The organism is Acinetobacter sp. CS-2, from assembly GCF_016599715.1.
Taxonomy (GTDB): Bacteria; Pseudomonadota; Gammaproteobacteria; order Pseudomonadales; family Moraxellaceae; genus Acinetobacter.
Genome location: NZ_CP067019.1, coordinates 2,620,327 through 2,638,948, shown reverse-complemented (window position 1 = coordinate 2,638,948; position 18,622 = coordinate 2,620,327). Strand labels below are relative to the sequence as shown.

At 42.7% G+C, this 18,622-nt stretch carries 16 protein-coding genes; 8 read left to right on the top strand and 8 right to left on the bottom strand.

Features of this window, described 5'->3' with window-relative positions:
• Positions 1-52: 52 nt before the first annotated feature.
• Together aspS and JFY49_RS12920 are read right to left on the bottom strand one after the other, a co-directional pair.
• Positions 53-1,843 carry an aspartate--tRNA ligase gene (gene aspS, locus JFY49_RS12925; RefSeq protein ID WP_086197526.1) on the bottom strand — a complete coding sequence of 597 codons (1,791 nt, stop codon included), beginning with the start codon at positions 1,841-1,843 and terminating at the stop codon, positions 53-55.
• Positions 1,844-2,005: 162 nt separating this feature from the next.
• Positions 2,006-2,770: a DUF4184 family protein gene (locus tag JFY49_RS12920; RefSeq protein WP_200223146.1), complete on the bottom strand. Its 765-nt coding sequence runs from the start codon at positions 2,768-2,770 to the stop codon at positions 2,006-2,008.
• A gap of 130 nt (positions 2,771-2,900) precedes the next feature.
• On the opposite strand from JFY49_RS12920, the gene JFY49_RS12915 reads away from it, so the two are divergent.
• The 3 genes from JFY49_RS12915 (at position 2,901) to JFY49_RS12905 (ending at position 7,511) form a co-directional block, all read left to right on the top strand.
• Positions 2,901-3,764, top strand: coding sequence for an IS982 family transposase (locus tag JFY49_RS12915; protein WP_200223145.1), 864 nt, complete (start codon positions 2,901-2,903; stop codon positions 3,762-3,764).
• Positions 3,765-3,897: 133 nt separating this feature from the next.
• Entirely contained in the window at positions 3,898-5,940 is a 2,043-nt protein-coding gene (znuD, locus tag JFY49_RS12910) for a zinc piracy TonB-dependent receptor ZnuD (protein WP_200223144.1), read from the top strand.
• Between the two features lie 107 nt (positions 5,941-6,047).
• On the top strand, positions 6,048-7,511 hold the full coding sequence (locus JFY49_RS12905; protein ID WP_200223143.1) for a phospholipase D family protein: 1,464 nt from the start codon (positions 6,048-6,050) through the stop codon (positions 7,509-7,511).
• Between the two features lie 100 nt (positions 7,512-7,611).
• On the opposite strand, the gene JFY49_RS12900 is transcribed toward JFY49_RS12905, so the two are convergent.
• Entirely contained in the window at positions 7,612-8,064 is a 453-nt protein-coding gene (locus JFY49_RS12900; protein WP_180042863.1) for a hypothetical protein, read from the bottom strand.
• Positions 8,065-8,248: 184 nt separating this feature from the next.
• On the opposite strand from JFY49_RS12900, the gene JFY49_RS12895 reads away from it, so the two are divergent.
• On the top strand, positions 8,249-8,707 hold the full coding sequence (locus tag JFY49_RS12895; RefSeq protein ID WP_200223141.1) for an RcnB family protein: 459 nt from the start codon (positions 8,249-8,251) through the stop codon (positions 8,705-8,707).
• Positions 8,708-8,784: 77 nt separating this feature from the next.
• Here JFY49_RS12895 and JFY49_RS12890 read toward each other — a convergent pair whose 3' ends face one another.
• Positions 8,785-9,282 (bottom strand): phosphate-starvation-inducible protein PsiE, encoded by a 498-nt coding sequence (locus JFY49_RS12890; protein ID WP_200223139.1) that lies wholly within the window; start codon positions 9,280-9,282, stop codon positions 8,785-8,787.
• A 278-nt stretch (positions 9,283-9,560) separates the two neighbouring features.
• Here JFY49_RS12890 and JFY49_RS12885 point away from each other — a divergent pair.
• Both JFY49_RS12885 and JFY49_RS12880 read left to right on the top strand, forming a co-directional pair.
• Positions 9,561-10,651 (top strand): IS4-like element ISAba33 family transposase gene (locus tag JFY49_RS12885; protein ID WP_200224877.1). Its coding sequence is split into 2 segments (ribosomal slippage): positions 9,561-10,101 and positions 10,101-10,651, totalling 1,092 coding nucleotides; the frame shifts between segments, so codons are not numbered across the junction.
• Positions 10,648-10,860, top strand: a complete 213-nt coding sequence (locus JFY49_RS12880; RefSeq protein ID WP_200223137.1) for a hypothetical protein — start codon at positions 10,648-10,650, stop codon at positions 10,858-10,860. The genes JFY49_RS12885 and JFY49_RS12880 overlap by 4 nt, the downstream gene beginning before the upstream one ends.
• A 68-nt stretch (positions 10,861-10,928) precedes the next feature.
• On the opposite strand, the gene JFY49_RS12875 is transcribed toward JFY49_RS12880, so the two are convergent.
• From JFY49_RS12875 to JFY49_RS12865, 3 genes are all read right to left on the bottom strand, one after another.
• Positions 10,929-12,710: an acyl-CoA dehydrogenase C-terminal domain-containing protein gene (locus tag JFY49_RS12875; RefSeq protein WP_200223136.1), complete on the bottom strand. Its 1,782-nt coding sequence runs from the start codon at positions 12,708-12,710 to the stop codon at positions 10,929-10,931.
• Between the two features lie 169 nt (positions 12,711-12,879).
• On the bottom strand, positions 12,880-14,682 hold the full coding sequence (locus JFY49_RS12870) for an acyl-CoA dehydrogenase C-terminal domain-containing protein (protein WP_200223134.1): 1,803 nt from the start codon (positions 14,680-14,682) through the stop codon (positions 12,880-12,882).
• Positions 14,683-14,979: 297 nt separating this feature from the next.
• Positions 14,980-15,630 carry a hypothetical protein gene (locus tag JFY49_RS12865; RefSeq protein WP_200223133.1) on the bottom strand — a complete coding sequence of 217 codons (651 nt, stop codon included), beginning with the start codon at positions 15,628-15,630 and terminating at the stop codon, positions 14,980-14,982.
• 134 nt (positions 15,631-15,764) lie between these two features.
• Between JFY49_RS12865 and baeS the strand changes: the two genes are divergently transcribed.
• Both baeS and JFY49_RS12855 read left to right on the top strand, forming a co-directional pair.
• A complete protein-coding gene (gene baeS, locus JFY49_RS12860) occupies positions 15,765-17,426 on the top strand; it encodes a sensor histidine kinase efflux regulator BaeS (protein WP_200223132.1) in 1,662 nt (553 codons plus the stop codon).
• 13 nt (positions 17,427-17,439) lie between these two features.
• Positions 17,440-18,126, top strand: a complete 687-nt coding sequence (locus JFY49_RS12855) for a response regulator (protein ID WP_131274647.1) — start codon at positions 17,440-17,442, stop codon at positions 18,124-18,126.
• 55 nt (positions 18,127-18,181) lie between these two features.
• Here JFY49_RS12855 and JFY49_RS12850 read toward each other — a convergent pair whose 3' ends face one another.
• Positions 18,182-18,553 carry an MmcQ/YjbR family DNA-binding protein gene (locus tag JFY49_RS12850; RefSeq protein ID WP_200223131.1) on the bottom strand — a complete coding sequence of 124 codons (372 nt, stop codon included), beginning with the start codon at positions 18,551-18,553 and terminating at the stop codon, positions 18,182-18,184.
• Positions 18,554-18,622 lie beyond the last annotated feature (69 nt).

Sequence of the window (18,622 nt, the reverse complement as noted above, 5' to 3'; positions counted from 1 at the left end):
AATAAAAAACCCTGCATCAAGCAGGGTTTTTGATCACTGAATCAGGCAAGAATTAAGCTTCTTGTTGAGCTTCAGCTTTTGGTTTTTCACGTAAGCGAATACCCAAATCACGTAATTGATTACCTTCAACTGGTGCTGGTGCTTGAGTCAACGGACATTCAGCAGTTTTGGTTTTCGGGAATGCAATCACGTCACGGATTGAAGATGAACCTGTCATCAACATGACAAGACGGTCCAGACCGAATGCCAAACCACCGTGAGGAGGTGCACCGAATTTAAGTGCATTCAGCAAGAAGCTGAATTTTTCTTCTGCTTCTTCTTCTGAAATACCCAGCGCTTCAAAGATCGCTTTTTGCATCTCGAGCGTATAGATACGAAGTGAACCACCACCGATTTCAGTACCGTTCAATACCATATCGTAAGCCACAGACAATGCTTGGCCTGGATTGTTCTTCACTTCTTCAACACTTGATTTTGGCAGTGTGAATGGGTGGTGAACAGAAGTCCATTTGCCATCGTCAGTTTCTTCGAACATCGGGAAGTCAACCACCCAAAGCGGAGCCCACTCACAAGTCGCCATGTTCATGTCATGACCGATCTTGATACGTAAAGCGCCCATTGCATCGTTTACAACTTTAGCTTTATCTGCACCGAAGAATACGATGTCACCATTTTCAGCGCCAACACGTTTCAACAAATCAAGTACGATTGGCTCGATGAATTTAACGATTGGAGATTGCAGACCTTCGATGCCTTTTTCAAGTTCGTTGACTTTAATGTAAGCCAAACCTTTCGCACCGTAGATACCCACGAATTTAGTGTATTCGTCGATCTGGCTACGTGGAAGAGAACCAGCACCCGGTACGCGAAGCGCAACGATACGGCCTTTAGGATCTTTGGCAGGACCTGCGAATACTTTGAACTCAACATCTTGCATCATGTCTGCAACGTCAACAAGTTTCAAAGGAATACGTAAGTCTGGTTTGTCAGATGCATAGTCACGCATTGCATCTGCATAAGTCATGCGCTGGAATTTGTCGAATTTCACGCCAAGAAGTTCATCGAACATCTTAACGGTTAAACGCTCCATCAAATCCATGATGTCATCGTCACTCATGAACGATGTTTCAACGTCGATTTGGGTGAATTCAGGCTGACGGTCAGCACGTAAGTCTTCATCACGGAAACATTTAGCGATTTGGTAGTAACGATCAATACCGCCCACCATCAACAACTGTTTGAATAGCTGTGGAGATTGTGGGAGTGCATAGAAGCTACCGTTAGAAACACGACTTGGTACTAAATAGTCACGAGCACCTTCTGGAGTAGCACGGGTCAAGATCGGAGTTTCAACGTCTAAGAAACCATTTTCTTCGAAGTAGTTACGAATCAGGTTTGTCAATTTAGAACGGAAACGTAGGCGATCTAACATTTCTGGACGACGGATATCCAGGAAACGATATTTCAAACGGATTTCTTCAGAAATGTTGGTATTTTCATCATTCAATGGGAATGGAGGCGTTTCAGAAGTAGCAAGAACTTCGATGTCTTTTGCTAAAACTTCGATTTGACCACTCACCATGTTGGCATTTTCTGTGCCTTCATAACGGCGACGTACACGACCTGTGATTTTTAATACGAATTCAGAACGTGCCTTGTCCGCAGTTGAGAATGCTTCTGGTGTATCTGGATCGATAACCACTTGAACAAGACCGTCACGGTCACGCATGTCAAGGAAGATAACACCACCGTGGTCACGGCGACGGTGTACCCAACCGCATAATGTTACGGTTTGGTCAATTTGGGCTTCAGTTAATGAGCCACAGTAATGAGTTCGCATCATAGCGTAAAAAATCCAACTATATGGGTTAAGGTCAGCGTATACGTAAACAGCGTACCGCTTTTTTCGAATGTTGAATTATGCCTCTTTGGGCATATAGTCACAAGAACTTGAGACAAAAACAGCAACAATTTAAAGTGAATAAGCGGAAAGTGGGCTATTTGATTAGCCCATACGCCGATTCTGGTCCAGAAATAAAAACAGTAAACAGCCCAGGCTGAATACCATCAAAAAGCCCTGACTGAATTCATTGATGGAACGGCCGGTAAAATAATACAGCTCAGATTGCCACACCTCATCAGGAATATAGTGCATATAGTCCCAGACCGAGAACAAGGCAGTGAGAATCGACAGTCCGAATAAGCCCCAAGCAAAAACTTTGATTTTGTGGCTAAGGGCCAGGGATTGCCGATGGCACCGATAGTAATGCAGGCTCATCCATAAAATAAATGGCAGGGCTGCGAAGGAGCTCCCAAGCTGTAAAATGCGGTGCAGGGGATAGCTTTGTCCTAAAATCTGAAACTGCTGACTGAGAAGGTCATGCAAGGCAAAGGTACGAAAATCCACATGGGTCAGACCATCCCAAATCAGATGGGTTGCTGTACCCAGCATCACGGCCAGACAGACTCCTGTAAAAAACTTAAATGCTGCAAAGAAGCTGGTGATATTCAGTTCATGCCGGATACCGAGAAAGCGGTAGATCACAGGCCGGTAAATCAGATACCAGATGGCACAAAAAGCCAGCCCGATCCACAAGTCTGGATGAATTAGGGAGGACCATAAATGAGTGCTATTGGAATGATCTTGGCTAAACAGACGATAAAGGTCTGGCACCATGCAGCCAATCGCCAGTGCGGCAACCGGAAGCCGGTTTCCAGTCAGGTAGGAAATGGGTGGGGCAAGGACAGCATGAGATAGGGTAAAGGGCATAAATAAAATAATGTTTTAATGCGATAAAAAGTATTTAACCTGAGTTCGATATAAAAAAGAGTAGAAAAAAAGCCCTGAATTTATAACATATTGGTTCTCAATACAAAATGTTATAAAACAAGGCTTCTCGATGGATCATATTACCGAATTATTTTGTATTTTGGACGATTTCTGCAAAACATTTAATGAATCTTTAGAAAAAGCTTTAATTTCTGATCAAAAATCCAAGCTGAAAAAGTCAGCCTTGAGCTTGTCTGAAGCAATGACCATTGTCATTTTATTTCATCAATCCGGTTTTAGATTCTTCAAATATTTTTATTGCCAAATGATCGTTCCATTCTGGAAATCTGCTTTTCCTAAACTGCTTAGCTACAACCGATTTATTGAAATCATGCCCCGTTGTTTGCAAGCTCTGAGTAGTTTCTTCCACCAGGTGAAAGGAAAAGATACGGGAATCAGTATCATTGACTCCACTAAATTGGTAGTTTGCCATAATCTTCGGATTAAAAGGCATCGTGTATTTAAAGGCTTGGCCGGCCGTGGAAAAAGTAGTACGGGTTGGTTTTATGGTTTTAAATTACATATCGTTATCAATAATTTAGGTGAAATTATTAATCTCAAACTGACATCGGGAAATGTTCATGATGTTGCTATATTAGAATCTTTAACTCAAGAATTAAAAGGAATCCTACTCGGAGACAAAGGCTATTTGAGCAAAGCAAAAGCCGAAACTTTAGCAGCAAGAGGACTGAAAATATTGACCCCATCACGTCGGAATATGAAAAATAAACCCATCCAAACTGAAGAAGAAAAACAATTACTTTGCAGAAGAGGATTGATCGAAACCGTGAATGATCAATTAAAAAATTTACATCAACTTGAACATTCACGTCATCGTTCGGTAAATAACTTCATGGTGAATATCATGGCTGCTGTAGTGGCTTATTGTTTGAATCCCAATAAGCCAACTTTCCAAAATATGCTAAAAGGCTAAGCAGATTTCGTCGAACTCAGGTTATTTAAAAACATTCTAATAAAACATGTAGCTGTTTATCGTAAAGGATTGCAAAAAAAATGCAATGTTATATTATAACGTTATTTAGAAATTGCAGCCTTGAGTCCGTTCCATGCTTGTTCATAAGAATTTAATCACACTCTCTATTTTTGCCGTCATTGCACCTGCTGTTTTTGCTGATGAGGATACTCAGACTCAACAACTTGCCACCCTCAAATTGCAGGCACACCCCCTGGTACAGTCGGCTGCAGATTTTGCAGTGGCTGATCAGGTCATTGATCATAAAAAGCTTGCCGAAGGCAGTACGACTATTGGTGATGCTTTGACAGGTGAGCTTGGGGTATCTTCCAATCAGTATGGTTCAGGTTCCAGCCGTCCGGTGATCCGCGGGCAAGATGGTGCGCGTGTTAAAGTCCTGCAACATGCTTCTGAAACTGCGGATGTTTCAACCTTGTCCCCTGACCACGCGGTGACGGTTGATCCGATTCTGGCAAAACAGGTTGAGATTATTCGGGGACCATCGACTTTACTGTATAGCGCAGGAACAGTGGGTGGACTGGTCAATGTCACAGATAATAAAATTCCAACGCAAATGCCTGACAAGGGTTATGAAGGTCAGCTGGGCTTACGTTACAACACGGGTAGTGATGAAAAACTCGCTAGTGCGGGTGTCACGGTTGCTTTAGCCGATCAGGTTGCGTTACGGGTTGAAGGTTCAAAACGTAAAGCCAATGACTATATTGCACCGGATTATTTTCATGATCATGAAGGCGAATTAGAAAAAGAACGCCGTGTCGGGAATACCTTTGCTGAAGGTGAAACGGTTAATGTTGGATTGTCCTGGATTCATGACCGAGGCTTTAGCGGCATTTCATACAGTAACCGTCAGGACCAGTATGGCTTGCCGGGGCATAGTCATGAATATGAAGATTGTCAGGTGTCCGGTAATGCCTTAATTGGCTGTGGCCAGCAACCCGGGCATACGCATGAAGAGCATGCAGCGGGACCATGGGTCGATTTGAAAACCGAACGTTATGATTTCCGTACCGAACTCAATGATCCTTTTGCCGGGTTTCAAAAGCTTCGTGCCCATGCCAGCTATACCGATTACAAGCATGATGAAATTGAAGAGAATGCTGCGCAAACCACCTTTAAAAGCAAAGGCTATGATGCACGTTTAGAATTGGTCCACAATCCGATTGCAAACTGGGAAGGGATGATCGGTGCTCAATATAATCAGCAAAAGCTGGATATTAGCGGTGAAGAAGCTTTGCTGGATCCGACCAAAACCCGAAAGTGGAGTCTGTTTGCCTTAGAACATAAACAGTTTGATGATGTACATGTGGAACTCGGTGCACGTTTGGATCAGCAAAAACTTGACATCGATTCTGATAAAAAAGACTTTGATGATTATGGTTTTTCCTACTCAGGCGCGCTGAACTGGGAATTTGTACCTAACTATAAATTATCGCTGGTAGGTTCTCATCAAGAACGTCTGCCTTTGGCGCAAGAGCTGTATGCCAATGGTAAACATTTCGCGACCAACACTTATGAACGCGGCAATGAAAATCTGGCTGCAGAAAAATCCAATAATCTGGAGCTTGGTCTGCATTATGAAAACGGTCCGCTGGATTATCATGTGCATGTCTATCACAACTGGTTTGATCACTATATTTATGCCCAAACCCTGGGTAATTTTAAAGATTTCCGCCTGGTTGAATATACCCAAGACAAAGCCAAGTTCTATGGAGCTGAAGCAGCGGCCTCTTATGCCCTAAACGATACCTACAAAGTGGGTGTGTTTGGTGATTATGTGCGTGGCAAAATCGAGAGTGAAAATGCACCTCGCGTTCCGGCAGGTCGTTTAGGTACCAAAGTGGATGCAAGCTTTGACGATCACTGGTCGGGTCTGGCTGAGTATTACCATGTGTTTAATCAGGACAAAATTGCCAGCTATGAGGATGAAACTCAGGGCTATAACATGGTTAATCTGGGCTTGAGTTATGCCAATACTCTTGCTGATAAAAATACTTATCGTGTCTACTTTAAAGCCAATAACCTGCTGGATGATCAAGTTTATTCACATGCTTCATTCCTGTCGAATATTCCGCAAGTGGGACGTAACTTTACTGTTGGTCTGGAATTCGGTTTCTAGGCAAAAGTCATCCTGAAATCTGCTGATTCAAGCAGGTGAAACAGAAATCCTCTTGATAAATCAAGCCATAAAACCTAGTCTGATGATATTGGACTAGGTTTTTTGTTATGCGTATTTTTCAACGAATTCATCAGAAATTGAATTGGTCAGGCCGTCGTTATGCCGGCGTGATCATCGGTTTGCTGGCATTGGGATATCTCTCATCGGCCATTTATCATACATATAAACCCTTGCCTGAAGGCCTGAATTTTACCGGTAAGTTACGTCATGCCGAGGTGAAGTTTATTGCAGATCAAACCTATCTGGATGCAAGTGGAAAACAGCAGCAAGACCATCATATTTTTAATGAAATGTTAAAATTGATTGATGAAGCACAAACCACCATTGTACTGGATATGTTCTTGTTCAATAGTGAAGTCGGCGAGTCAACGCTATCTCATCAGGCATTGGCGCAACAACTCACGGATGCCTTGATTTTAAAACGCGGTGTGCAGCCCAATATTGAAATTAAGGTGATTACCGACCCGATTAATTCAGTCTATGGTGGTCTTGCGCCCGAGCATTATCGTCAGTTACGTAGTGCAGGCATTGACGTGATTGAAACGGATTTAAGACCGCTGCGTGCATCCAATCCAGTATGGTCTGGCTTCTGGTATCTCTGTTGTCAGGATGCAGGCAATAATCCTGAAAGAGGCTGGCTTGCCAATCCGTTTGGTCAGGAAAAAATTACCCTGCGCAGTTATTTTAATCTGTTTAATTTTAAGGCCAATCACCGTAAAACTCTGGTGGTGGATACGGCTCAGGGCTGGAAAGCTTTGGTGACTTCAGCCAATCCGCATGATGGCAGTTCACGTCATTCTAATGTGGCTTTGCTGGTAACGGGCAATACAGCCATTGATGTATTGAAGACCGAACAGGCTGTAGGCCGGATGTCCAAAGCTGACATTCCAATGGTCATTATTGGCGAGTTTGAAGGGGATCGGTCTTTACCTCAAGTTCAGGTGCTGACTGAAAAAGCGATTTACGATGCAACACTCAAACTGATTGAAACTGCCAAGCCTAAAGAGCAGATTGATTTGGCCATGTTCTATTTGTCTGAACGGCATATTGTCAAAGCCCTGATTGCTGCACATGAGCGTGGGGTAAAAGTTCGTGTCTTGCTCGATCCGAATAAAGATGCGTTTGGGCGTAAAAAAAATGGAATTCCTAACCGGCAGGTGGCTTCTGAATTAAATGCTGCCGGTGTGCCGGTACGCTGGTGTAATACCCAAGGTGAGCAATGTCATAGCAAGATGATCATTAAATCAAATGCACAGCAGTCTGACCTGATTTTGGGGTCTGCAAATTTCACTGCACGGAACATCAAAAACTATAATCTGGAAACCAATTTGCGGGTAGTCGGTTCATCACAAGCCTCTGTATTTATTGATGCTCAAGCTTATTTTGATAGTGTTTGGTCAAATTTGGATGGCAAAAACATGAGTGTGGATTACAGTCAATATGCAGATGAATCGACATTGAAATATGGAATTTACCGTTTTATGGAATGGAGCGGATTGTCTACGTTTTAAGTCCCTCATCCCAACCTTCTCCCAGAGGGAGAAGGAGTTCCCTCTCCTTTCAGGAGATGAGTAGCACTGCTACGCAAGGGAGAGGTAAAATAATAAAACTTTACTTTTCAGGATTAGGCGGAACCATCTGATCCAGATCTTTGTCAGAGAGTTTATCCAGCTCTTTTAAATCCGTTTTAATTTTCCACTGGCTTTCATCTTCAACCGGCTGCGGTAAACGTGCTTCTAACCAGTCACAGACCACATCAGGTGAAAAATCGGGATGATTGCACTGAATGACCCAAGCCAAAAACTCTTTGGCTTCACCATTCATATAAGGTGGCGGAGAAACCGGCAAAAACTGTGTCGGTAAACGTTCATTCTTGGAAATGTAATTTAATACATGACCCAGTTCCTGTACGGTTTGCCATGCCAGAGGATGTTCCACATTGATTTGAAATTTAAACCACCAGGCATGTTGACCATCTGAACCATAGGCATTAATTAAAGATTCTTGAATACTTGGAACCTTGCAAAAGAATTGATGTAGGCGGTCAAAACTTAAATCAGACACTCTGTTTGATCCCATAATAAAAAACTGCATTTTAGCATATTCATCATTTGAGCCGGGATGTGTCTCAAGAGAAAACTCGAGAAATATTTCATTTACAAAACTTTGCATTTGCTGTTTTTTTATTCATTTTTTATCCTAAACTAGGAATTACAATAAGCTTTATAATGTATGGTAGGTGGCTCTTATGAAATTAACAGCTCTTTGTGCTTTGATTGGCATGATGCTTTTGGGGGCTTCTGCAACAACGCAAGCAGAAAATCGCTGGTCAAATTATCGTGGGGTAGATACTACTCGCTACCAGCCTCGTCCTTATTATCCGCAAAATAGTTATCCTCAAAATCACTATCCACATCAGCAGCAACATTATCCACAGCACTACCCGAATTATCCGCAGCGTCTACCGCATCATCAGAATTATCCGACCATTCAGAATGGCATCAGCATTCAATATCAGGCACCCACGACCATTACACAAAATTCTCAAAGCTATAGCTGGGTGAATGGTGATCCGAAAACCGCCCGAATTGAAAGTTCAAACACGACCTTTATCTCCGACTGGCAACGTTTGGGTTTGCCTGCACCACCGACTGGCAGCCATTGGATATTTGAAAATGGTCGTTATGTGTTGGTGCCGAATCGTTAAAGATTCATTTTTAATGATTCAATCTCCCCTCTTGCGCCATATATGGCTCATCTTTAAAAAGAGGGGCTTTTAACATATTAAGCTAATTCATCATCTTGCGGTTGTGGAGTTTTATCTGCAGGGAGTGGCTTTTCTGAATGTTTATCACGAATCACAGACGGGTAGGTCCAGGAAGAGAAACGCACCACCAAAATCGAAAATGCCAAGATCAGGATTGAACCGGTAATAATCACCAGATCCATATCGGCTTTATGGTCATGCTGGATATCTGAAATAAGTAAACGAGTCAGAGCCGTAATGGCAATATAAATTAAAAAACGTACCGGCATGTGATTGGTTTTGAAGTAAATACCCACCATGGCGCCCAGTTCAAGATAAATAAACAGCAGCAGAATATCATCGATGGTCGCAAACTGTTTAATGGTTAAAATTTCAAATACCGTATGTCCGGCAGACCAGATCACCATACAGCCAATAATAAACAGGGCAATATAGTGAAAACTTTCTACGGCAATATTTCCGAAACGGTCAAGGAGGGTCTCAATCCTTTCAACTTTGTTATCAGGTTTTGGCATCTTTTCCTCCTGTCTCTTGAATGATTGTTTGTATGAAATTGATTATTAAATAGTATGCAAGTTTCATGCACATTAAAGAATAAAAAATGAAAGAGGATAAAAAATTAAGTGATTGTATTTTTTTTATACGAAATTCATGTAATGTATGAAGGGTTATTTCATTGATCAGGGAAAAGAAAATGTTAGCAACAATTCAAACAAAAATTGCTTTGTACACGACAAAAAAAGATAACTCATTGAAATAATGGCATAATACTTGTTTTCTGACGACGAATATGATGACACATTTCAATGAGTTACATCTCATCTTAAACAAATATCTAAAGTGGAACAAGTCACATGCAAAATGTTTTACACTGATTATGCTTGCATTAATTGTAAAACAGACATGTAATCTTTCTTCTGCATCTAAAGCCTTACCCATCAAGTGCTTACCACAATCATTTTATCGACGTATACAACGCTTCTTTGCAGATCAGCATTTCGATTATCGTCAAATTTCTCAGTTAATTTTCAATATATTTTCATTCGATAAAGTCCAATTAACTTTGGATAGAACTCATTGGAAATGGGGAAAACGAGATATTAATATCTTGATGTTAGCCATCGTCTATCGTGGAATAGCGATACCTATTGTTTGGACATTGCTCAATAAACGTGGAAATTCAGATACAAAAGAGCGTATTGCTTTGATTCAACGCTTTATCTCCATTTTTGGTAAAGATCGTATTGTGAATGTGTTTGCAGACAGAGAATTTATCGGTGAGAAATGGTTTACATGGTTAATTGAAAATGACATTAACTTCTGTATACGTGTTAAAAAAACTTTATTGTGACCAATCACTTAGCCAAGAATCATAAAATTAGTGATTTATTTCGTCATCTTCAAGTTGGTCAAACTGAATGTCGTAAACGACGTATTTGGGTTGGTCGAGTGAAACTGTATATTAGTGCGCTACGATTAGAAGATGGAGAGCTTTTACTTGTTGTTTCTCCTATGTTTAATGCTTCTGCTATTCGTGATTATGCATTACGCTGGGAAATCGAAACGTTATTTAGTTGTCTCAAAGGACGTGGATTCAATCTTGAAAATACTCGTTTAACAGACCCTAGACGAGTCAAGAAATTGATAGCAGTGCTAGCTATCGGTTTCTGTTGGTGCTATTTAACAGGTGAATGGCAACATGATCGGAAAAAAGCGATAAAAATAAAGAAGCATGGACGACTTTCAGTAAGTTTATTTCGCTACGGTTTGGACTATGTTCAAATGGCTATTCTACGTTTGATTGGTTTTGGAAAAAAAGAAGAATTTAAGAAAGTGCTAGCAATTTTAAGAAAGAAAAAGCCTGATAGGACAAGGATCCTATGAAATTTGTCGTGTACAGAGCAAAAATTGATAATTTACAAAATGGAAAAAAACTTATTTTGGGTTCAGGGATTAAAATGGATGAAATGCACAAGCTGGTTACGTTATGCGAACATCTACAAGCCGAGGGCGTAATTAAAATTGTGAAAATTAATCAAGAGGCACAGAGTAATAAAAAAGTTTCAGATTCCATTATTGTTGAAAAAATCTAATTGATATCTTGAGTCATAAAAAACGCCTGCATTTGCAGGCGTTTTTTATTGCTTATCTTTGTGCAGGATTAAGCCTGGTTAGTAAAGTAGTCTTCAGAGAAGTTCATCACCACTTCAGCACCGGCTTTTACTTTAGTAATGCGCATTGCAAGTTCAGGCAGAATACGTTGTACAAAATAAAGCGCCAGCGACAATTTATTTTGATAGAACTCGCCGTCTTTGGCTTTTGCTGCATTGGCAATTTTTGCAAACATGTAAGAGAAGCTAAGCAGACCCACCGCATGCAGATAATCCACAGCTGCTGCATTCGAGAAGTCGATATTTTCTTTGCTAGCTTGCAGAATATATTGCGTTACCGATTCAACTTCTGCTGCTGCATCTAAAGTGGCATCTTTAATGAAGTTCAGATCCGCATCCAGGCCATTGGCAAAATCACGAATTTCCTGGATGTATTCTGCAATGAATGCACCGCCACATTTAATGGTCTTACGGCCAATCAAATCCTGGGACTGAACACCGTTGGTCCCTTCGTAAATCTGCGAGATACGCAAGTCACGGATACATTGTTCCATACCCCATTCACGAATGAAGCCATGACCACCGAAAACCATTTGTGCATCTAAAGTTGCGTTAAATGCAGTATCGGTCAGGTAAGCTTTTGCGATTGGGGTTAATAGCGCAACACGGTCATTGGCTTTTTTTACCGCTTCGGCATCGGTCGAGAACTTGGTAATGTCGAGCTGTTGACCGACATACACCGCAAAGGCACGAGAGGCTTCGTTGTTAGCACGCGCATTCAGTAACATACGACGCACGTCGCCATGAACCAAAATGCTGTCAGCAGGTTTGTTTGGAGATTTCACGCCAGACGCACTACGACCTTGAAGACGGTCAGTCGCATACTGCGCAGCATTCTGGTAAGCAAACTCAGAAGCCCCCAGACCTTGAATACCCATAGACAGACGTTCGTAGTTCATCATCACGAACATGGCAGCCAGGCCTTCATTTTCTTTACCGACCAGATAACCTTTGGCGCCGTCAAAGTTCATCACGCAAGTCGCAGAGGCTTTAATGCCCATCTTGTGTTCGATTGAACCTGGACCTGCATGGTTACGCTCACCCAAAGAACCATCTTCATTCACCAGGAATTTCGGTACGATGAAGAGTGAAATACCACGTGAACCGGCCGGTGCATCTGGCGTTTTCGCAAGAACCAGGTGAATGATGTTTTCAGCCAGGTCATGGTCACCACCGGTAATGAAAATTTTAGTACCGGTAATGTTATAAGTACCGTCTTCATTACGTTCTGCCTTGGTTTTAATAATGCCCAAGTCTGTACCGGCATGTGGCTCGGTCAAACACATGGTCCCTGACCATTCGCCAGAGTAGATTTTAGGTAGATAAGTTTCTTTTTGCTCTTGGGAAGCATAGCTGTTTAATGCCATACCTGCACCGACAGACAGAAGCGGGTAGAGCATGAAAGACGGATTGGTTGCAAACAGCATTTCATCAGAAAGTACGGTCAGCATTTTTGGCATTTCCTGACCGCCCCATTCAGCGTCAGCACCCAGGCCAATCCAGCCGCCTTCTGCATATTGTTTGAAGGCTTCTTTAAAGCCAGCAGGTGTAGTCACATTACCGTTGCTATATGTTGCACCTTCTTCATCACCAGTACGGTTCAAAGGCAAAGTCACATTTTGCGCAAACTTGGCCATTTCTTCAAGAATGGCTTCTGCTGTTGCTGCATCAACATGAGCAAGATTTTCATTGGCTTGCCAGAATTGTTCTGCATTGAAAACATCATTCAAAATGAATTTCATATCTGCAAGAGGTGCATTATAGATTGGCATAGTGAGTCACCTGTTTATTGTTTGATTCAGTTCGGTTTGATCAGTCTAATAGATGAAAATTCATGTGGTTAGACGACTAAAGGTTAATTTTTTTGTTTATCTGATAAAGAAAAAGGACTGCCAAAAACATGACTGTCCTTTTTCTCACCTCAGTTTAAAAATCCTGCACTTAGAATGCGAAGTGTTCAGCATCTAAAGCAAGTAATGGCTCAACGCCACCCGCAATCACCTCAACGTGTGAGCGAACGCGTGGAAGAATTTTCTTGAAGTAGAAACGGGCAGTGGTCACTTTTGCATTGTAGAAATCTACATCAGTGGTACCAGCAGCCAAGGTTTCTTGAGCAACAAGTGCCATACGGGCCCATAGGTAAGCAAGGGTTACATAGCCAGAGAAGTACAGGTAATCTACTGCAGCAGCACCCACTTCATCCGGGTTTTGCATGGCACGCATACCAATCTGCATGGTCAAATCACCCCACTCTTTATTCAGAGCAGCAAGCGGTTCAACAAATTCTTTCATTGCCGCATTGTCTTTGTTGGTCTCGCAGAATTTATGGATAACCTTGGTGAAGTCTTTCAACATTGCACCTTGAGTACCCAACACTTTACGGCCTAACAGATCCAGTGCCTGAATTTCAGTGGTACCTTCGTACAGGCAGGAGATACGTGTATCACGAACAATCTGTTCCATGCCGTGTTCAGAAATGAAACCGTGACCACCGAATACTTGAACGCCGTGTTTCGCAGATTCAGAACCCGTTTCAGTCAGGAATGCTTTTGCGATCGGAGTCAGCAGCGACAACATGTTGTCCGCAGCTTTACGTTCTTCTTCAGTTGCGCCTTGCTCTACAGTGTCTGCATAGAAAGACAATAAGTAAACCAATGCACGGCCAGCTTCAGCAAAAGATTTTTGCGTGAGCAGCATGTTGCGTACAGCAGGGTGCACAATAATTGGATCGGCTTCTTTTTCTGGCGCTTTAACACCTGAAAGTGAACGCATTGCCAAACGGTCTTTGGCATAAGCCAATGCACCTTGGAACGCGCCTTCAGAAGCTGAAAGACCTTGTACCGCAGTACCAATACGGGCAGTGTTCATGAATGTGAACATGCAGTTTAAGCCGCGGTTTTCAGGGCCAATCAGGAAGCCTTTTGCGTTATCAAAATTGAGTACACAGGTTGCGTTACCATGAATACCCATTTTGTGTTCAATTGAACCACAGCGAACGGTATTGCGTTCGCCAAGTGAACCATCAGCATTGAGGTTAAATTTCGGTACGATAAATAAAGAGATACCTTTAGTACCTTTTGGTGCACCCGGAAGACGCGCCAACACGATATGAATAATGTTCTCTGCCATGTCGTGTTCACCAGCAGAGATAAAGATTTTCTCGCCAGAAATTGCGTAGCTGCCATCTGCATTCGGTTCAGCTTTGGTACGGATAATTCCCAGATCTGAACCTGCGTGAGATTCTGTCAAGCACATGGTACCGGTCCACTCACCTGAAACCAGCTTAGGCAAGTAAGTATCTTTTTGTTCTTGCGAGCCGTGATGTTCCAGGGTACGGACAGCACCGTGTGAAAGACCAGGGTACATACCCCATGCCCAGTTTGCAGTACCCACCATTTCAGAGATCACGTTGCCTAAAGAAACAGGCAAGGCTTGACCACCGTATTGCTCTTCAGCAGATAATGACGGGAAACCCAATTCGATATATTTTTGATAGGCTTCTTTAAAGCCTGTAGGTGTAGTTACCACACCATCATTCCAGGTACAACCTTCGCGGTCACCGCTTTGGTTGATTGGAGACAATTCATTTTCACAGAAGTCAGCCGCAGCTTCTAAATATTGATCAACCAATTCACGGCTTACGGTGTCAGAAAATGCAGGCAAGCTTGCATAATGTTGTTCAGCATTTAACAATTCATGTAGAACAAATTGCATATCACGTAAGGGCGCTTTGTATTGTGGCATATCGGTTTCCTCAATACTGGTTTAACCAGCGTTAATAATTCTAAATAAACATTGGAACGTATCTTCAATGACACGTATTTGTATGGCTCAATCGTGCAACATCTTCCCCCTTGGTACAAGCGTTAGGGGCTTTTTCTTGGTGACTGTAAAGTCAAAGATTTATAATTTGAAATGGCTAAGTATCTTGAGTGTAAATGCTTTTATGGCTTTGTGAGTGGCATAAATAGTCAAATGGTTTAATTTTTGACAGGCAATAAAAAAGGCGCAGAGCTGCGCCTTTTTAACTTTGGGTAAATTTTATGATGCAGGTTTTGCTGTTGTGGAACCCATAGGGGCTTTAGGCTGAAAGTGGACTTCACATTTACCATTGAGGGTGTGTGTGCCCATTTTGACTTGAACAGCCTTACCATGAGGTTGACCTTGGCAAGCTTTTAACATGGCTTGCTGATGTGCCTGGTGCTGAGCGAGGCGCTGGTCAAATTGTCTGGTCAATTCTGCGCGTTTGGCATCAGTCAGCGGTTCATCATGTTGCATCCTGTACATGCCTTTCATTTCACCCTGCATGGTACGATGATCAGCTTGCATGTGCATTGCTCTCATTTCGCCACGCATGCGCTTCATCTCTGCACGATCGGGAGTGAAATGCGTCACGCAAGTCCCAGCAATGCTTTTTTCACCTGCCTTGATTTGTACCGCAGAACCAACGGCTTCACCGTCACAGGCTGTTTTCATGCTTTTCATCATTTGCTGGCGTTCGGCACGGGCCTGTTGCCACTGCTCACGCTGTTGGGGTGTCATGTTACGCTCATGCTTTGGATGATGATCTCGCATCATGCGCGGGTGGTCACCATCTTTGTCCTGAACTGTGCTGGTCGATTGGCAGGCTGTCAAAACACCCATACTGAGTACGCTGGCACCGACTAAAGCCATTTTTGTCATGGAATTCATTGTTGTTATCTCCAATGAAAAAACGAAATTTGATATGTTAAAGATTAAACAATAATGATGAAGAAACAATGAAGAGTATTTTTTTAGAAGGTTCGTTACAATAATTCATCGAGAAAAAGATTGAGACTTAACTTTTGAAGATTCGCCGTGTTCCGATTGCCTTACGCCTGTTTCTGACCGTACTGTTCACCACCCTGGTGATTACGACGGTGAGTCTGGGGGTATTGCATTGGACCATGCAAAAGAACTTCGCCCGCTATGTCGCGGATGTGGAAATGCAGAAGCTGGATCATGTGATCAGTAATCTGGCTGGCGTCTATTCGGTTTATCATGACTGGGGCAATGCCATTCAGGCACAAATCCTGCAAATAGAAGGCACTGCTGCACCGGATGACTATGACCGTCTGTCTCGCTGGTGGTTACGCCGTCAATATGATATTGCCTTGCAACAGCGTTATTTTCAGGACAATACCTTGCTGAGTGTGTCTCCGAGTTTAAATAAAACCGGGCCGAGCAAACCGATTTTAGACGCAGAAGAGTTGCGCCTAATCGAGTTGAATTTACCTTCCGAGTATCAGCCTTTTGAAGGGCTTAAATTTCCACTCAGTGCCAATCAGAATATCTTCCGCTCTGACCGGAAAGCTGAAGATAAGCCTGCCGATGCAACACCCACTCAAACTAAGAAAAAGCAGTTTATCTCTTTGCCAGACCGTTTGGGCTTAAGTTCCCGCTTGTCGCTGTATGATGCCAAAAAACAGTTTGTCGTCGGTGAGCCATCCGATATTCCAGTGTCATACCGTCCGATTATGGTGAATAACAAGGTAGTCGGTTATTTAGGCTTGAAGCCGGTGCTGGATCAGGATGATGCTTCTAGCATTAACTTCTTTAGTAACCAGAAACGTTATTTATTATTGGTATATGGTTTAACTTTCCTGACCAGCTTGGTCGCGGCTTTATTGTTGGCCACTTATTTTAAAACGCCCATTCAGCGTTTGCTGCAAGGGACCCGCGAACTGACCAAAGGCAATTTCCAGCATCAGGTCACAGTCAACCGCAATGATGAGCTGGGTGATTTATCGACAGAGTTGAACCATCTTGCGGTTATTCTGAATCAGCATGAAACCTCACGCCGTCAGTGGGTGGCAGATACTTCACATGAATTAAAAACACCATTGGCGGTACTGCAAGCGCAAATTGAGGCGATGCAGGACGGTATTCGCAAACCGACACCGGAACATTTTGAATCAATGCTGCGCCAGGTCACCAGCCTGAAAAAACTCACTCAAGATCTGGCCGACCTGGCTCAGGCTGAAGCACAACAGTTGAAATGCTACATGGCAGATGTCAATCCGTGGAATGTGGTGCTGCAGGAAGTTGAGAACTTTAAACCTAAGTTTGCCCAGGCTGATCTATCTATTTCGGTGCAGGGTGAGGGTGCGAATTTACAATTAGATATAGATCGTTTTAAACAAATTATGGTCAACTTGCTGGGTAACAGCATTCGTTATACTGAAGCAGGCGGCGAGGTTCGTGTGCATACCAAGCAATCAGCAACCCATTGGAGTGTGATTGTGGATGACAGTCCGCTTGGCTTGAGTGACGAACAGTTGGCACGTTTAGGCGAACGTTTCTATCGTGTGGATGATTCCCGTACCCGGAGTACTGGGGGAACAGGCTTGGGTCTGGCATTATCTGGTAAAATTGCGCAGGCAATGGGTGGACAGTTGAGTTTTGATCATTCTCCATTAGGCGGTTTGCGTTGCAAACTGACTTTTCTAAAACAGTTAAACAAATAAAGGAATAACATTCATGAAACATATCATGCTGGTAGAAGATGAAGTGGAACTTGCACAATTGGTGCGGGACTATCTGGAAGCTGCGGGTTTTGAAGTCAGTATGTTTCATGATGGGCAAGAAGCCTATGACAGCTTTCTGCAACGTAAACCCAGTTTAATGATTCTGGATCTGATGGTGCCACGTATGGATGGCCTAACCATTTGCCGTAAAGTGCGTGAACAGTCCGATTTGCCAATTATTATGGTGACTGCACGAACCGAAGAGATTGACCGTGTACTGGGCTTGAACATGGGTGCAGATGACTACATTTGTAAGCCTTTTAGCCCGAAAGAACTGGTTGCACGGGTACAAGCGGTGTTACGTCGCCTGGACCGTCATGCTGAACCTGAGCAGAACAGCCTGTTCCGTATGGATAAAGCCCAGCAACGCATCTGGTATCAACAAAAAACCTTGAACCTGACCCCGACTGAATTCCGTTTATTGGAGTTGTTCCTGGAACATGTCGGTCAAGTCTATTCACGTGCGCAATTACTCGACCATATTAATCCTGACAGTTTTGATGTGGCAGACCGAGTGATTGATAGTCATATTAAAAACCTGCGTCGTAAAATTTCTGATGCTGCCGAAACAGGTAACCGTCATGAGTGGATTCAGGCGGTGTATGGTGTGGGCTATCGTTTTGAATATCCTGAGGATTGAATTGATTTTTTAATTAAATCTAAACGAGGCGAGTCATGAGAATGGCTCGCTTTTCTTATATTGCTGACTTTAATAGGGCGATACGTTTTTGCGGTATTTTATTCAGTTTGCTGACCACCAAATCATAAGAATTTTGCACCAAATCCTGCACTAAAGATTCATCCAAGTTTTCATCCTCATAAACAGTTATCCAGTGCTGTTTATTCATATGCCATCCGGCATGAATATAAGGATAAATATCCCGTAGCATGGCACCATCATCCGGGATAACTTTTAAGTTAATCGCTGCTTGGCCTTCTAAATGAAAATTCAGCATAAAGACTTTATCCATGACTTTAAATACGTCACAGTCCGGGCCAAAAGGCTGGGTAATCGTTACTTCAGGTAGCTTTAAAGCAGTTTGGGAAGCAAGATTGTGTAAAGTCATAAGTTTGAATAATCCAAAACAAAATTGTGGATAATGTTTAAATTATCCACAGTTTTCTTGGTGGTTGTG

Coding starts and splice junctions, on each gene's coding strand:
- JFY49_RS12855 (WP_131274647.1), top strand. CDS start 17,440: ATGAAACATATCATGCTGGTAGAAGATGAAGTGGAACTTGCACAATTG.
- JFY49_RS12895 (WP_200223141.1), top strand. CDS start 8,249: ATGAAATTAACAGCTCTTTGTGCTTTGATTGGCATGATGCTTTTGGGG.
- JFY49_RS12850 (WP_200223131.1), bottom strand. CDS start 18,553: ATGACTTTACACAATCTTGCTTCCCAAACTGCTTTAAAGCTACCTGAA.
- JFY49_RS12875 (WP_200223136.1), bottom strand. CDS start 12,710: ATGCCAATCTATAATGCACCTCTTGCAGATATGAAATTCATTTTGAAT.
- JFY49_RS12870 (WP_200223134.1), bottom strand. CDS start 14,682: ATGCCACAATACAAAGCGCCCTTACGTGATATGCAATTTGTTCTACAT.
- JFY49_RS12890 (WP_200223139.1), bottom strand. CDS start 9,282: ATGCCAAAACCTGATAACAAAGTTGAAAGGATTGAGACCCTCCTTGAC.
- JFY49_RS12865 (WP_200223133.1), bottom strand. CDS start 15,630: ATGAATTCCATGACAAAAATGGCTTTAGTCGGTGCCAGCGTACTCAGT.
- aspS (WP_086197526.1), bottom strand. CDS start 1,843: ATGATGCGAACTCATTACTGTGGCTCATTAACTGAAGCCCAAATTGAC.
- znuD (WP_200223144.1), top strand. CDS start 3,898: ATGCTTGTTCATAAGAATTTAATCACACTCTCTATTTTTGCCGTCATT.
- JFY49_RS12920 (WP_200223146.1), bottom strand. CDS start 2,770: ATGCCCTTTACCCTATCTCATGCTGTCCTTGCCCCACCCATTTCCTAC.
- JFY49_RS12915 (WP_200223145.1), top strand. CDS start 2,901: ATGGATCATATTACCGAATTATTTTGTATTTTGGACGATTTCTGCAAA.
- JFY49_RS12905 (WP_200223143.1), top strand. CDS start 6,048: ATGCGTATTTTTCAACGAATTCATCAGAAATTGAATTGGTCAGGCCGT.
- JFY49_RS12880 (WP_200223137.1), top strand. CDS start 10,648: ATGAAATTTGTCGTGTACAGAGCAAAAATTGATAATTTACAAAATGGA.